This is a genomic window from Cupriavidus consociatus (assembly GCF_017814975.1).
GTDB classification, from domain to species: Bacteria; Pseudomonadota; Gammaproteobacteria; order Burkholderiales; family Burkholderiaceae; genus Cupriavidus; species Cupriavidus consociatus.
In genome coordinates, this window is the sequence record NZ_JAGIQA010000018.1 from 115030 (window position 1) to 129915 (window position 14886).

Here is a 14886-nt window from a genome sequence, read left to right on the forward strand (position 1 = left end):
TAATCGTGAGTCTGGCGATCTCGATATGCGGCATCCGCCGGAGGCTTTCCATGTCCGCAACGGCAACTGAAGCCTAAGCATAGCGAAGGCTGTTATCCGGCCATTCGAGCCCTTCAACGCGGCAAGACGAGCGACCGTTCATGGCCGTCCTCTGCCCTCGGCGTGGCCTGGTCAGGGCTCGGGGGGCAGAGGATATTGTCGACCCATTGCTCTCGTTCAAGTTTCAAAGACCGATGTCCTATCTGTGTACCCTGCTTAAGGCTGCTCGGCGTCGCCAGTTGTCTGACCGGCTTGTGCAGGTTCAAGCTCGATGGCCAGCGCCGTTGTGGCGAACAACCTCTTCACCAGCTTGCTCAGTCGCGCTGATTCGGGACTCTGATCGTTCGCAATCGCTCGGCACGCCTCCATGAAGCGGTCCGTCGCGTGACCGAAGTGCTGATCGTAGGTGCCTCGTTGGAGTCGCATCTGAATCATGCGGCGCATGAATTTCGGCAAGTCGTCGATGCCCATCTCTCGGATGGCCGACTCAAAATCGTGGGCCGTCGCCCGCTTCATGGCAACTTCTTGCAACGTGCCCCAACCACTGTGTTCGATGATGTGGTTGCAGGCCTCTACCACGGTCGCCTGAGCCTGTTGTTGCGAGACGACGTTGTCGAATGTGGCTTGAATGTCAGGATGCAAGGGGTTGCCAAACGGGTTGTTGTCGTCTTCCGGAGCGGAGCCTCCACGAGCCCGGAACGCCGTAATCCAGGCTTGGATCACCTGCTCAGCCAAACGCTGTCCGCCATCCAATTCGCTTAGAACTCCGTGGAGTTCCGTAGCGACATAGGGATCGAGCAGGCCTGCGACGGCGGAGAAACCGGCGGCTTCTGCAATGAGATTCGTATCGGTCGCCCGGTGGTCCCAGATTACTTTCCTGATGAAGTTGCGGGCACTTTGTCGAGCCTCGATGGTTTGCGCCTCGCCAACGTAACGTTCGATGATAGCCTGGACCTTTTCACTTTCGAAAAGGCCGGATTCCAGGAACTCCACGAGCACCTTCTCGAAATCGTCGCATCGGTTGATGCCGAGTTCGCTCATGAGCATCCGCCAACGGTCTTCGCGCTTTTCCTCTTCGGTGGGCTCGTTCTGTTTGTTACGAAGGAACGTTGACCACTCCGGATTTCCGACGTTCAAAGCGAACTGGAAGTCGGGACCATCCTCAAGCCCTCGGTAATGAATAGCTCCGAAGAGAACGATCGAGGGCACGACTCGCGCTTGAATCGAGTCGCTCAGATCCCTATTCGCGAGGATCTGATTGGCTGCCCGGATCACCTTCCCAATAATCCGAATGTTCGTGAGGCCACACGCGATGATGGCTGGTCTTAGCATTGCCTCGTATTTGGGCGAGGGCAGGAGCTTGATCGCGATTGAGAACGCTTCATCTGGTGTCGTCGAGAGCTTGATCTCCTGGTCGATCACTTTCTCTCGAAACGTGGTCCAAAGCATCCGCTGCTCGCCCTCTGTCGCAAGCTGGTCATCGTTAAGAACGAGAACGAACCGAGTCACGAATTCCTTGGAATATTCGTCAATGAAGCCGAGGATCTCGTCGATCCCGAGCTTCGCGTGCTTGCGTTCGATGTCGTCAACGACGATCACCCTCTCCCTTAAAGCGAGTGGCGCGACGAGCAGCAAGTTGATATCGTTGATGGCTGCGAGCGCCTTGTAGTGGGTGGCCGCAGCTTTCACCCCGCTCGTGAACAAGTTCTTAACGACCTCAAGCTTGCCGCCGCCCACCGCCGCGTCAGGCAAAGCCCCCTCCATTAGCTTGCGTTTGACTTGGTCAATACTCGACAGGCCGAACAGCGATATGTAGAGCGCTTTCTTGACCTTCACGTCTTTGGATTCCGCCTTGACCTCGTTCCAAAGATGGGTCTTGCCCGTTCCCCACCTGCCGGACAAAGCGACGACTTGGTTATCGACGTTTTCGAGCAGTTCGATTAGTTGTTTCTTGGTTCTCACAAGCGACACGGCGGTCCTCCGTCGGCTTCCGGGGGGTAGCGTGCCGACGTTGGCAACGGCTCACCGGGTAAGCTCGTCGGCATTATCGCAGTGGGCCGGTATTCAGATCAAATCACCAGACGACTCACCTCGCGCTTGAAGGAAACCTCGGCTTAAACGACACGGACATGCCACCTCCTATCTAGGCGGTTGTGATACTTGAGGATATCCGAAGTTCGGATGTCCGCTTTGAAAATCGATCCTCGGACAGCCGTTGTTGGCCGGACTCGGCCATCGGCCCTGGCGCGTGAGCGCGTGGGACCGTTCCCAGACGTTCTGGGACGATAACTCATCCACATTGCGCCACTGCGCGACAAAGACCAACATGATGTAGTGGTTCTCAAATCGTGGGACGCGGAAGGAAGCAGCAAGTTCACAACGCTTCCAGGCCTCCGCGTACCTTACTGCTTTTCCCTCCGTGCGCTACTTGTGACCTTGCCACGCGATGTCGTCATCCTCGTCATATGCGGGGGCAAATACAATGTGCGCCCATTGAGGAGTAGATCGTTCGAGCGCGCTTCCACGGCGCGGACGCTGAACGCCATATACAAAGAAATGCTCCCCGGCTTCGATCATTTGCCGCTCGGTCTGACGAAACTCGTACATGGAAAGCGTTGGCGCATTCGTGAAAAAAGCGTTCCCCTCCCACGGTGCTTCAGGGGTCCAGACCCGCCAGACGTACTTGTACATACGAGGGTCGCGGTGAATCGGCGGCGCAAAATAGTGGCCAATAGCGGGCGTGTCCGCCCATATGAGGTTGAACTCGTCATGGCTAGGCATCCACATGATGATGGAACTCAGTCGGCGCTACGTTGGATCAGCGCGAGCAACCTGTTGCCGCGAGCGAACGGACAACCCTGTGAATCATAGGTAAAGTTTCGTGCGATGCTGTATTTGCCCAGTACCTTCATATGGGCGTCATGGGCAATGCCATCTCCATGCTCTTCCGTGGCGATGAAGCCCATGACCAAACTATGCGGATCGCGGATCGTTTCGAGGCACATTGCATGCTCCGTAGTGAGAACGATCCAGATCGTAGGGACTAATGTGGGCCGGTGGTGTCCAGATTCTCGACAGGCGCCGACTCCTGTTCATAGCGCGACAATGCGCACTTCAAATGAGCGACCATGTTTTCACGCATATCCGGTGGCGAGACGATTTCCACAGTCGTGCTCTTTTCCAATAGCAGATTGGTCAGTGGTACCGATGGCACCACCGTCGCCACCAGCAGGAAACCGCCCTCCTCTTCGACAATGATCTGATCATCACTCAGATGCAACGAGCGGAAGGCGTGTTCAATCCGCTTGGCATCAATCATTTCGCTGACTCGCAGAACAATCTGGATCGGCTTTCCTGCGAAAAATTCCATGCTCCTATCCTTCCGGATATAGGCGTCCAGGTTGAATGTCCGATCGCGGGCCAGATCGATGCCAGCGGGCCGGGCCTCGATGATGCGATCCATTCGCAGTGGAAACATCGAACCCTCGGCCGTGCGGCGCCTGTTCTTCACAATCAGATACCAAAGCGGCCCTTTTTCGATCAACGCATGGGGGAGGGCGCGATATTGCTTGGGCGCTGATTCGCGCGATGTCCGATAAGTTATATCAAGCGACTCATCGTTGTAGAGCGCGTGACCGACGATCTGAAACAACTCATGCTTGATCACGGGTGCGACGAGGGGATAGCCCGCATGAAGTCGAGCGGTCTTGTCCATCCAGAGGCGCGCGGCTGCGAGGTTCGATGCGGTGGGATGCTCTTCGAGGACGTGCGTTGCCGCGATGAAGTCGGCCTCCAATGCTCCGACAACGCTAGCGGGAAGATGGCGATAGGCGAGGTGCCGCAGTGTCAGGAGCGCGATGGCCTCGTTGACGGACGGTCGGCGCCCGCCAGGCGTTGGCGACAACGCCTTCCAGACGCGCCCCTTCGTCGCACCGTCCGGTTTCGCGAAACCGCAGTTCTCAAGCTCCGAAAGGGCGCGTCGAATCGTTCTCCTGTCTGCATGTCCTTCGAGTGCGCTTTGCAGCTCGCCAGAGGGATATCCGTTGGGACGGCTTGCCATCAGTTCGAGGGTCGCGATCGCGAGATCGCTTAGTGGCTGCGCGTGGGTGCTGTTCCTCTTCATGACAGGGCTTCGCTGAGTGTGGATGCAATGCTAACAATATGGACACCATCTGACCAGATTCACGAATAGCATCAGGGAGGACTCGATCTGTGACACCCTTTGGCTCGGCTATCCGCCCCCTCCAAAGTGGGGTAACGAGTGTGGGGCAGCAGGTCGATATACCTCTGGACAGGGATCATTCCCAAAGTTGGCTGGGTGAAGGAGAGGCAAGTGTTTTCCTCCGCTTCAAAAACAAGGCTGGGGACCAGGGGCTCGAATCACTGCTTATCAAAGACAGAAAGCCGGGCAATTTCTTCTCTGGCGAGGGGTGGCGCGCAATGCGAATGATCATGTTTCTGTTGGGCCTGTTTGCAATGGGCTCCGTGTTGTACGGCATTTCAGCGGGCGTGCAGACCATCCAACGTGGGCTTGCGCGGCTGCTCAACCATGAGGCATCGGCGGCAAAGCCTGCGCCCGTTACGTTGGAGATCACGGGGTCTGGCAACGCTAAAGACCCGGCTCCGTCGTGTCAGGGCAACATCGGCGCGCTGCGCGAGCTCTATGAACTGCACAAACAAGGCGCGCTTACCAAGGAGGAGTTTCAAGATTGGAAGCACCACCTGCTGAACGCCGTTCACTCAATGTCAAGTATCCGTAGAAGCGGACACTTCCGTAATACCCCCTAAACCTGGAAGGTTTCAAATCATGCCTCTGCCACTCATCATCGGAGCCGCCGCACTTGTCACCGCCGCATATGGTGCCAAGAAAGGCTATGACGGCTATCAAAAGCACTCGGAAGCTGACGAGATCGTCAAGGATGCCAAGGCCCGTTACGAACGCAAGAAATCTGCCGTTGACACCCAAGAAGAGAAAACCACCCTCGCACTCGATCTGTTGGGCAAGAAAGAACTGGAAATCGGCAAGAGCATTGGCGAGTTCAAAACCTTGGCCGACAAACTCCTGCAGCAACTCAATGCCGGACGGGAAAACAAGCTGAACATCAGCATCCCCAAGCATGAGCTGCAAAAGATCGAAAACTACAGCTACACGGCCGTCAGTGTACTGGGCACAGCGGTTGGCGCAGGTGCTGCAGGTGCTGCTGTGGGATTCGCCGTCTATGGCGGTGTCATGGCGCTAGGTGCGGCTTCCACCGGGACCGCCATCTCAGCCCTATCTGGTGTGGCTGCCACCAATGCCACCCTGGCGGCGTTAGGCGGCGGCGCGCTGTCGGCTGGCGGGCTGGGTATGGCTGGCGGTACGGCTATTCTGGGCGCTGCGGTGGCAGCGCCGGTGCTCGCCATTGCTGGCTGGGCTTACAATAGTCACGGCGAGGAAGCCCTCAAAAACGCCCGCAAGGCCAACGACGAAGTCACCCGTGCCGTTGAAAAGTTGATGAAAGCCAGCGAGCAGCTTGCGAAGACTGAAGACTATGCTCGGAATATCAGGGGCGAGTTGACTAAGATCTTTGGGCAGTTCCAGCAATATTTCGACACCCTTAAGGGCATCAACAGCTTTATTGAGGACATCAAGGGCCGGAATGTCGACGTGGAGGCCGAGGTGGAAAAACTCGGCCACGATATTCTCCGCGTCATCGAAAACGGCTTTGCGCTGGCGGCAATCCTAGTGAACCTCATTATTGTCCCAATTTTCCGGCCCACGAAGATCAATGGCAAGGTCATGCACAACAAGGACGGTGTGCCAGAGATGGAGAAGGATGCCGATGGCTCCATGATCCTCAACGATACCGAGCTGGATCTGGCCTTGCGTCAGGCCGCGTCCAAGGCAGAAAGCATCGAAACGGCTCGTCCCTAAACTGGGAGCGTTGCAACTGGCGCGGCGCACAATCCGTTCATCTCAAACACAAGAAAACATGTCGACCGCAGTCGCCAACTACCCTTGGGCCGAAGAGCTCGAAAGAACCGTGGTCAACAGTCTGGTCACCACGTTTGGCTTGGACTTCCTTCTGTTCAAGGACAAAGTTGGCGGCGAGGTGGACACTATCCACAATGTACGCCAGGGCGTCTGGGGCACGGAACAGGAACAGCAGACCTACGAACAGCGTGAGCGTTACGACGGCACGGCGTATCACACGCATCCGAATTACATAGCCACTGGCAGGAGAGACAAAGCCTCGCACCAGGCTGGGCAACTGCACGATGCCTATCGCGGCCAAACCATGGCAAAGGACGAGCAACGTAATCTCGACCATGTTATCGCCGCCAAGGAAATTCACGACGATGCTGGGCGGGTGTTAGCAGGACTCGATGGTGTGGAGCTGGCTAACCAGGGTAGCAACCTGCAGACGACACTTGAAACGATTAACAAGTCCAAGAAACAATCCCCCATCGATGAATATTTGAAGAATCTGCCAAGACTCTTGGAGGGGCATGAAAAGGATTTGACAGAAAAGCAGGAAAAATTGCGCAACCTGCCGCGCGATACCCCCGAGCAGCGGCACAACGCGGAAGTTCTAGAAGAAAAAATCGCAAAGACACAGAAAAAGATAGACGGACTAAAGTCGATCGATGCTGAGGCAATGCGGGAAAAAGATCAGCAGGCGCGAAATAAATACGATAGAGCAATCGATCGTGCCTACTACGGTGGCAGCAAGTTCATGCTGCAAACTGGTTTTGCGGCGGGTCTTTCTGGCTTCAAGATGGGCACCCGACAAATGCTTGGGCTGGTCATGGCGGAGCTCTGGTTCGAATTACGCTTGCAAGTTCCAAGAATTCTTGACACCCTAAAAAAGGAATTCAGCTTCGAAAAATTCGTCGATCACGTACGGAGCACTTTTCGGGGTATCTGGCGGCGTATTCGGCTGCGTTTCAAGGATTTCCTGACCGACTTTAAGGACGGGGTTTTCGGTGGCGTCATGTCCAGCCTGATGACCACGATTTTCAACATCTTTGCCACCACGCAAAAGGCAACGATCAAGATTATTCGGGAGATCTGGGGGCAGTTGTGCAAGGCGTTCAAGCTGATCTTCTTCAACCCTGAGAAACTGGGCTTTACCGATTTGTGCAAAGCCGTGATGGGCGTGCTGTCGGCGGCTGCGGGCGTGACGGTGGGATCGATAGCCCATGCGCAATTGCTGCCGTTGTGCAATTTCCCATTCGGCGCTGAACTGGCGTCGTTCGTGAGCGCTTTGGTCGCCGGGCTGGCAACGCTTGGGTTCACCTATGTATTGCTGCATAGCAACGTGGCACAACGTGCTTGGGCTTACCTCGAATCCATGATGCCGCATGCGGATACGGTGAAGAAGTATCAAGCTATCAATGCGGAACTGGACGGCTACCTGACCGAGTTAGCGCGTCTGGAGTTCGACATGGACACCGAGCAGTTGGCAGCGTTTTCTCGCGATTTGTCCGCTTGCAACGACGAAATGCAGCGTGGTCTCGTTTTGAAAGATGAAATCGCCAAGCAGGGCATTGAGTTGCCTTATGAAATGGGTAATACGGCGAGCACGCGCAAATGGCTGGCATCCCTGGCGAAGTGAACGCGCCGGCTTCGCGCGCTTTTCCCTGTACGCAGTGCGGGCGCTGCTGTGAGAACGTTCATCTCTCCGAGGAAACACTCTTTTTGGATGGCGGTGACGGAGCATGTAGGCACTACCAGGCAGCGAGCAAAGCCTGTTCCATCTACAGCGAACGCCCTGACATTTGTCGGGTTGATCGGATGTATGAGTTGCGATACGCGCGCTTGCACACTTGGGAGGAATTCATTGCTCTAAATCTGCGCGTTTGCGACCATCTCGTATCCCAGTCCAAGCGATAGTCAATGAACCGACTTGGAGATAGAGCAAGCGCGCGCGGCGCCATCTGATATCGACTGAAGGAGCGTCTTCAGAAGTCCAGTGGTTTTCCGTGCTCGCCCAAAGTCAATGTTACTTTGGCATGGCCGATTAACAGGACTAGACAGGATTTTTTTAAGAGTCCGAAGAGTCTTTTCGACAGGCTTGACCGAAGCAGTGCGTGACGCACATATCTTGCAGATCGGACGGCATGAATATCGACGGAGATTGGATGAGCAGCATTGGATGGATCGATTTTTCTTCGACGGACCGCAAGCGCGTGCATGAAGTGCTCGCGCTGATGAAAGAACCGGGCACGCTGGATGAACTCGGCTTCGGACAGCTCCGCGATGCATACGCAGACACGCTCTTTCCCGGCTTCACCACGGTTCAGACGCGCGCACGGTATTTCCTCGCCGTGCCGAAGATCATGCTGGACTGGGCGGAGTTGCCGGACGCGAAGCGCCGCCGCCGACCGCTCGACGAATATCTGAAGATCGCGGAGAACGAATTCGCCAGGACGCTCAAGACCAACTACGATGCGGCGGACCTGGAACCCGAAGGCGTGATCGGTCACACCGTAGTGGAGCAGGGCGGCGTTGCGCGGCGCCCGTCCTCGACTTACTGGAACGGCCTGCGCGTGTTTGAAATCGTACGCACGCAAAGTTCGCTCGCGGAGTTCTGCCGCTACTGGCGACGCGACGGGGGAGCTCAGGAAGTCGTAAGCTCCCACGAAGGCAGCGACGACGCCGGGCAACGCTTCGAGTCCGCCGTGCGACGGCCGCCCGGATCGCGAGGCGACTGGCCGACCGGTCTCACCTTGAAACTGGACGTGGACGAAGCGCTTTTCCTGCGCGAGCGCTTCACTACGGCGCGTGACCTTGGCGACACGGTTTGCGCCCAGTTGCTTTCCAACGACCTGGCGGCCAGTGCGCTGAGCGACGACCACGCCAGCTTTGCCGCGTTCAGCGCATGGGCAGCCGGACAACTCTCGTTCAGCCAGACGTGCCGCAACAACATTGCGGCGGCGCAGCGCTTCAGCCTCGCAGTCGAGGGCGCGCATATCGTTTTCAACCGACTGATTGCGGAAGGCATCGACGATGACCGTCTGCACGCGCTCTGCGATGAGCTCTACGCCGATTGGCGCGCAACAGTCAAACTCGCCGGCATCTTCCATCCGGGCGCGGATCTCGAGTGGCTGAGCGTCGCCGAGGCGGGCGGCACGCGCGTGAAGCGGCGGACCATCGAATTCCTCGAACGATGGAATGCGCTGAATCAGGCTCACGCGCCGAAGCGCTCCGATCTCGATGCCCTTGTCCGTACTCAGGCCGTCGAAAACAAGCCCGCTCGCTCGTTGTTGATCAAGCTGCCGCGCGAGCGTGCCGACTGGTACGGCATGAGTGCGCTCGACTATCGCTGGCAGACCGTGCGGCGCATGTTGAACGATATCGTCGAGGTGCTGCCTTGCTGAAGCTCGAAAGCGATCGTCTCGACTACGGCGGTCAACTGCGCGCGCCTGCCGGCTATGCGTTGCACTCGGCCATCGCAACCACCTTCTCGCTCGATCTCGAAACGCTCGCCGCCGCTTCGCTTGCGCTCTCGCTGGATCAGACGCTGGAAGAAGAGGAGGAAGGCGAACTGTCGAGCGAGCGTGTGGCGTTGCTCGAGTCCATCGATCAGCTTCAGAAGCGCCTGATGGTGTTTTATCAGCGCGGCAACATCAAGGTGCCGGACAAATTCAATCGCCTCTTTACGTTGCTCGAGCCGCTGCTCGTGCCGGTCGTGGCGCTCGAAGGCGCAGACGGTCCGTTCGCGTCCTTCCATCCGAAAGTGTGGCTGCTGCGGTTCACCGCGCTGGATGAGGATGGTGCGGACCGCTGGCGCTTGCTGGTGTTGTCGCGCAACCTCACGTTCGATCGTAGCTGGGATCTCGCCGTGTCGATCGACGGCGAAACGGCACGCAGCGGCAACGGCGATCCGCGTCTCCTCGCGTTTCTGCGCTCGCTGGCGCAGGACCCTCGCCACGTTGCGGAGATCGAAGTCTGGTGCGATGCCCTCAGACATGTCGCTTGGACGGCGCCCGATCAGTTCGACCCGGCGTTCGAGGTGCTGCCGGGCTTTCACGGCGATGAGAAGACCGCTGGCGTGCCGCTGGATCTGCCGGACAAGTTCGGCGATCTGCTGGTCGTGTCACCTTTCCTCGATGCCGATGGACAAAGCATGCTCGCCGAACTGGCCAGCCGCACGCGCGATGACGCGAGACGCACGCTCATCAGCCGGGGGGACACGCTCGACAAGATTGGCAGAGACGCGCTGGACAAATGGGATTGCCTGTCGCTGTCGGAGCGCGTGGTCGACGGCGAGGAGCGGCACGAAAGCCGCGCGCCAGAGCAACAGAATCTTCACGCCAAGCTCATCGTCGCGAAGCACGGTGCGCAGGCCATCTGGCATGTCGGTTCGGCGAATATGACGAACGCCGCGTTCGGGCAGCCGGGCAAGCTGGCGCCGCCCCGTAATCGCGAACTGATGCTGCGACTGACGGGGATGAACCGCAAGATCGGTCCCGACGCCTTGCTGGAAGCATGGAAGACGTCGAACGTGTTCCACAAGCACGAGTTTCGCGAAGCCGGATCGGCCAGCCCCGAGGAAGACAGTGCGATGCGCCGCGCCGTGCATGCACTCAGTTCCACCGGGTGGCTGCTCCATGTGAAGGAAGATCAGAGCGAGCCGGGCCGGTTCGATCTGCGGCTCGACATGCAGCCGGACTGCGCGGCCCTACGATTGCCTGCGGGCTATGAGGCCATCGTGCGCCTGCTCTGCCGCGACGATCCGCGCGCGCTCGGCGCTTCGATGGCATGGACCGGCATCAGCCTGACGGACATCAGCGCATTCCTGCCGGTCGAGATCGTGTCGCCGAAAGGCGTGCGCAAGCGACTCGTCGTGCAGGCGGCGTTGTCCGTTGACTTGCTCGAGCGGCGCAAGGGTGCGCTGTTCCGGGATATCGTCGGCGACGGCAGAAAGCTCCTGCGTTACCTCGCGTTGATTCTGGACCTGGATCCGTCGCGCACCGACTGGTCGCGCGCCGACGGCAACGGGCAGGGCGCAGACGTGTTCGGGCTCGACGGCAAGGGCGCGCTCTACGAGCAACTCCTGCGGGCGGCCTCGCGCGCGCCGCGCCGGATGAGCCGTGCCATCGATATTTACCGGCGTATTCGCGCCGAAGTCGAGACTTTGCCGGAAGGGCTGGACGCGCTCTTCGACAGTTTTGTCGCCTACCATCAGGAACGAAACGCATGAAGCATGAAGCGCAACAGCGCATCCACGACGCGCTGGGTGACTTGAGGGACTTTCAGCGCGCAACAGTCACGCAGGCGTGCATGCGTCTCGACGGCCCGAAGGGGCTTCACGGCCGACTGCTGGTCGGCGATGAAGTCGGACTCGGCAAGACGCTGGTGGCCCGCGGGGTCGTGGCTTCGCTTTTGAGCCGCCGCCTGGAAGACAATCGCGCTGCGCAGCCGCTCAGAGTGGTTTATATCTGCTCGAATCAGGCGCTTGCGCACGAGAACGCGGGCAAGCTCGCCGTGTTCAGCGGCAGTGAGCAGGAGCAGTGGGTCAGTTCGCTGAAATTCGGTCGTCTCGCGGAACTCGGTCTCAAGCAGGACGACCCGGAACCCGGCACGCTGATGGAATCATGCTCACTCACGCCAGCGACTTCGTTTTCGCTGAGCCGGGGAGGCGGGAATGCGCTGGAGCGCTACATCCTCTGGCTCGCTGTGAAGAGTGCACGCCAGATCAATGACACCGAGCACCTGGAAGAGTTCTTTCGCAACGGCGTGAAGGGCGCATGGGAGTACGCTGCGTGGTACTGCGATAACCGGGAGCTCGAGCCTCAGGCGCGCGCGGAGTTCATCGGGCGTCTTAAGGAGGAGCCGAAGCTCGACGCGTCCGCGCGAACTGCGGCGAAAGCGTTGCAACTGAATCTGCATTCGTGGGCCACTCTGATCCAGAGCCTCTCCGAAGCGGCGGCCGAAAAGATCAGGACGATCAAACACGGCTCGCATCTGACGACCTGCGTGCGCGGCGGCATCCGGCAGATGTTCGTCGAAGCCTGCGCGCGCAATCTGAAGGCGGATATCTTTATCCTCGATGAATTCCAGCGGTTTTCGGCATTGCTGCACGCCGGCCCCGCTACGCCGGATGCGGCTGCCGGCGAGGACACCGTTTCGGAGGAGCAGATCATCGCGAGGCGGGTGCTGCATGAAGGCACCGGCTATGCAACGCTTCTGCTGTCGGCGACGCCGTTCAAGGCGCTGACGCATCTCGACGAAGATCAGGAGGGCCAGGCGCACGAGAAGCAGCTCAACGATCTGCTCGGCTACCTGTGCCGGGACGACAAGGACGTGCTCGGTCGTTATGCAATTTCGCGCGATGCCCTGCTGCGGCAATTGCTGACGCTGCCGGCAGCACCGTTGGTGCCGGGCACGCTCAGCACGGTCGAGCGCGACCGCGTCGAGGATGCGCTGCGTCCTTATATCTGCCGCTCCGAGCGGGGCGCAATCGAGCCGGACATCGAGAAGATCTTCGTGACCGTGCGGGCGCACGAACTGGATGCACGCCCGCAAATGGCGGAGATCGATGGATTCGTCGCACTCGACCGTCTCGCACAGGCGCTCAAGTCACTTAGCCGTGGTCACGCCGTGAGCGATGTCATGCAGTTCCACAAGGCCGCGCCATGGAGCCTGTCTTTCCTGAGCGGCTATCAGCTTCGCGAGACGCTTCGCCTGCATGCAAGAGATACGCCCGTCAAGGAGGCGCTGAAGGAAGCCGGCGCGGGCTGGATTCCGTACCAGCGCTTCCGGAACTACAGTCTGGATCTGACGCGCGAGGCGCCGAGCGGACGCTTCGCGCAAGTGTTGCGTGCGGCTGCGCCCGAGGGCGCCGAACGCTTGCTCTGGGTGCCGCCAAGCCTGTCCAACTATGTGGGCTGCGGCCCCTTCAAGGACAAAGAAGGCTTCAGCAAGACACTGCTGTTTTCCTCGCTCGTGCTGGCTCCGCGTGCACTGAGCAGCTACGTTTCGTACGAGTGCGAACGGCGTCTGCTGGCCAGGGGGCGCAAGCGTCACGATTATCTCGACAACCGCGACGCGTACAAAGGCACCTTGCTGTTCGATGGATCGAAGATCGGTCCGGCGTGGGGGCTGATCTATCCGTCCGCGCGTCTGGCGGCCGTGCCGGTATGTCATCCTGGCGTTTCGCTCGATGGAGTCAGGCAGCGCGTGCGCGACGAACTGACGGCGGATTTCCGCCTGCTGTGCGAGCGCTACGGGCACGGGACGCAGCGTTACAGCGCGCGCTGGTACGCGCTCGCGCCGTTCCTGCTCGACATGATTCACGATGGCGACAACGACACGCAGGCATGCGCAACGGGCTGGGCGCGCGCATTCTCGCGATTTTCCGTGGCCAGTCAGACACGCAAGGCGCACGTGCCGCGCGTTCTGGAGGCGCTTGCCCGCGCCGATGGCGGACTTGGCGAGCCGCCTGCCGACTTGCTCGGCTGGCTCGTGGATCTTGCCATCGCCGGGCCGGCGGTGTGCATGCGGCGCACGCTCGGCACGGTCTGGGAGACCGGCGCGGCCGACGACTCCGACGACAAACTGCTCGCGCACGCGACGGACTGCGCATCGTCGTTCATTGACAAGATGAACCGCATGGAATCGCAGCGTGTGCTGCGGGCCGTGCTGCCCAGTGCCAAGCCCTGGGTAGCCGTCTCATCGTACGCCGCGATGGGCAATTTGCAGGCCGTGTTCGACGAGTTCCTGCATCTGCTCAAATCGGTTCATCGCGGCATGGACGAGTCGGTCGGGGCGTTTCACGCGGCCATCGCGCCGGGTGCGGTGTCGCTCACGGCGCAGACCGCGCTTCCACCGCTGAAAGGCCAGATGAAGCGGCACGACGTGACGTTCCACTGCCACTATGCCGTGCCATTCGGTAATCAGAGCAGCACCGAGGAAGAGGGCATCAAGCGGATCACCAACGTGCGTGCATCGTTCAATTCGCCGTTCTGGCCGTTCATGCTCAATTCGACGTCCATCGGTCAGGAAGGACTCGATTTTCACTGGTATTGCCGGCGCGTCGTGCACTGGAGCCTGCCTGCCAATCCGATCGATCTCGAGCAGCGTGAAGGGCGCATCAACCGCTATAAATCGCTGGTGGTGCGCCAGCGTGTCGCGCAGGCTTATGGCGACGCACTGACTTCGACCGCGCCGTTGCAGTCACACGACGTCTGGACGCGACTTTTCGATCTTGCAAGCAAGGATGAGCGCCGAACGGATCTCGTGCCGTACTGGTATGTCCCGCGTGGCTCCGCGTGCCTCGAACGGATCGTACCGGTGGCGCCGTTCAGTAGCGAAATCGACCGACTTGACGAGATTCTGCGGATTCTCTCTCTTTATCGATTGTCGTTCGGCCAGCCACGACAGCAGGAGCTCATCGAGAACCTGCTCAGGCGGAATTACAAGGACGCCGATCTGAGAGAGATCCGCGATGCGCTGCTGGTCGATCTCGCGCCGATCAACCGTGTTCTGAAAGCGACAGGCGAAGACCGCACAGATGCGGCTTAAGGAGGCGAGAGCCTTGGGGTGCTGTCCGCCAGCGGCCGAGCCCGCGTGCAGGTGCGGGCACGGAGCTTGGCGGCGTCACCGCTAAGGGATAGCTGGTAGCTACCAGCTCCTGGTGCGCAGTCGGGCGTCGACGGTATCGGAAACCGCGACAGTCGCAGAACGACCCTTCTGCGCCGTTCGAATCTTCCTCAACACGATGACGGCTATTCGAGTCCAACGGTCATTCGCCCTAATGCTGCTTCGGCAGACGGTCGCCATTTCAGTCATTCAGCAATCAGCGCGTCAAAACGGCAGAAAAGGATCGGAGCAACTTCACGGGTTGCCATGCCTACGGC

11 protein-coding genes are annotated in these 14886 nt (G+C 59.3%); 7 read left to right on the forward strand and 4 right to left on the reverse strand.

The features are described from left to right. Nucleotides 1-255: 255 nt before the first annotated feature. From J8I82_RS23625 to J8I82_RS23640, 4 genes are all read right to left on the reverse strand, one after another. Nucleotides 256-2010 carry a P-loop NTPase fold protein gene (locus J8I82_RS23625; protein WP_209761291.1) on the reverse strand — a complete coding sequence of 585 codons (1755 nt, stop codon included), beginning with the start codon at nucleotides 2008-2010 and terminating at the stop codon, nucleotides 256-258. A gap of 453 nt (nucleotides 2011-2463) precedes the next feature. Next, complete coding sequence (locus tag J8I82_RS23630; protein ID WP_209761292.1) at nucleotides 2464-2826, reverse strand: hypothetical protein; 363 nt, start codon at nucleotides 2824-2826, stop codon at nucleotides 2464-2466. Between the two features lie 11 nt (nucleotides 2827-2837). Then, nucleotides 2838-3044, reverse strand: coding sequence for a hypothetical protein (locus tag J8I82_RS23635; protein ID WP_209761293.1), 207 nt, complete (start codon nucleotides 3042-3044; stop codon nucleotides 2838-2840). Nucleotides 3045-3082: 38 nt separating this feature from the next. Continuing rightward, a complete protein-coding gene (locus J8I82_RS23640) occupies nucleotides 3083-4162 on the reverse strand; it encodes a helix-turn-helix transcriptional regulator (RefSeq protein ID WP_209761294.1) in 1080 nt (359 codons plus the stop codon). Nucleotides 4163-4302: 140 nt separating this feature from the next. Between J8I82_RS23640 and J8I82_RS39385 the strand changes: the two genes are divergently transcribed. From J8I82_RS39385 to J8I82_RS23675, 7 genes are all read left to right on the forward strand, one after another. After that, nucleotides 4303-4827 carry an SHOCT domain-containing protein gene (locus J8I82_RS39385; RefSeq protein WP_284183136.1) on the forward strand — a complete coding sequence of 175 codons (525 nt, stop codon included), beginning with the start codon at nucleotides 4303-4305 and terminating at the stop codon, nucleotides 4825-4827. Between the two features lie 19 nt (nucleotides 4828-4846). Further along, nucleotides 4847-5953, forward strand: a complete 1107-nt coding sequence (locus tag J8I82_RS23650; RefSeq protein WP_209761295.1) for a chemotaxis protein — start codon at nucleotides 4847-4849, stop codon at nucleotides 5951-5953. A gap of 58 nt (nucleotides 5954-6011) precedes the next feature. Further along, on the forward strand, nucleotides 6012-7637 hold the full coding sequence (locus J8I82_RS23655; protein ID WP_209761296.1) for a hypothetical protein: 1626 nt from the start codon (nucleotides 6012-6014) through the stop codon (nucleotides 7635-7637). Further along, nucleotides 7613-7915, forward strand: a complete 303-nt coding sequence (locus tag J8I82_RS23660) for a YkgJ family cysteine cluster protein (protein WP_245180029.1) — start codon at nucleotides 7613-7615, stop codon at nucleotides 7913-7915. Before J8I82_RS23655 ends, J8I82_RS23660 begins: the two co-directional genes overlap by 25 nt. A 227-nt stretch (nucleotides 7916-8142) precedes the next feature. Then, on the forward strand, nucleotides 8143-9402 hold the full coding sequence (locus tag J8I82_RS23665) for a DUF6361 family protein (RefSeq protein ID WP_209761297.1): 1260 nt from the start codon (nucleotides 8143-8145) through the stop codon (nucleotides 9400-9402). Then, nucleotides 9396-11228 (forward strand): phospholipase D family protein, encoded by a 1833-nt coding sequence (locus J8I82_RS23670; RefSeq protein ID WP_209761298.1) that lies wholly within the window; start codon nucleotides 9396-9398, stop codon nucleotides 11226-11228. Before J8I82_RS23665 ends, J8I82_RS23670 begins: the two co-directional genes overlap by 7 nt. Further along, nucleotides 11225-14551 (forward strand): helicase C-terminal domain-containing protein, encoded by a 3327-nt coding sequence (locus J8I82_RS23675; protein ID WP_209761299.1) that lies wholly within the window; start codon nucleotides 11225-11227, stop codon nucleotides 14549-14551. Before J8I82_RS23670 ends, J8I82_RS23675 begins: the two co-directional genes overlap by 4 nt. Nucleotides 14552-14886: the final 335 nt, after the last annotated feature.

What these genes read in the sequence shown, in the direction of transcription:
- J8I82_RS23655 (WP_209761296.1), top strand. Translation starts at nt 6,012, where the DNA reads ATGTCGACCGCAGTCGCCAACTACCCTTGGGCCGAAGAGCTCGAAAGA.
- J8I82_RS23650 (WP_209761295.1), top strand. Translation starts at nt 4,847, where the DNA reads ATGCCTCTGCCACTCATCATCGGAGCCGCCGCACTTGTCACCGCCGCA.
- J8I82_RS23665 (WP_209761297.1), top strand. Translation starts at nt 8,143, where the DNA reads ATGAATATCGACGGAGATTGGATGAGCAGCATTGGATGGATCGATTTT.
- J8I82_RS23635 (WP_209761293.1), bottom strand. Translation starts at nt 3,044, where the DNA reads ATGTGCCTCGAAACGATCCGCGATCCGCATAGTTTGGTCATGGGCTTC.
- J8I82_RS23675 (WP_209761299.1), top strand. Translation starts at nt 11,225, where the DNA reads ATGAAGCATGAAGCGCAACAGCGCATCCACGACGCGCTGGGTGACTTG.
- J8I82_RS23630 (WP_209761292.1), bottom strand. Translation starts at nt 2,826, where the DNA reads ATGTGGATGCCTAGCCATGACGAGTTCAACCTCATATGGGCGGACACG.
- J8I82_RS23660 (WP_245180029.1), top strand. Translation starts at nt 7,613, where the DNA reads ATGGCTGGCATCCCTGGCGAAGTGAACGCGCCGGCTTCGCGCGCTTTT.
- J8I82_RS23640 (WP_209761294.1), bottom strand. Translation starts at nt 4,162, where the DNA reads ATGAAGAGGAACAGCACCCACGCGCAGCCACTAAGCGATCTCGCGATC.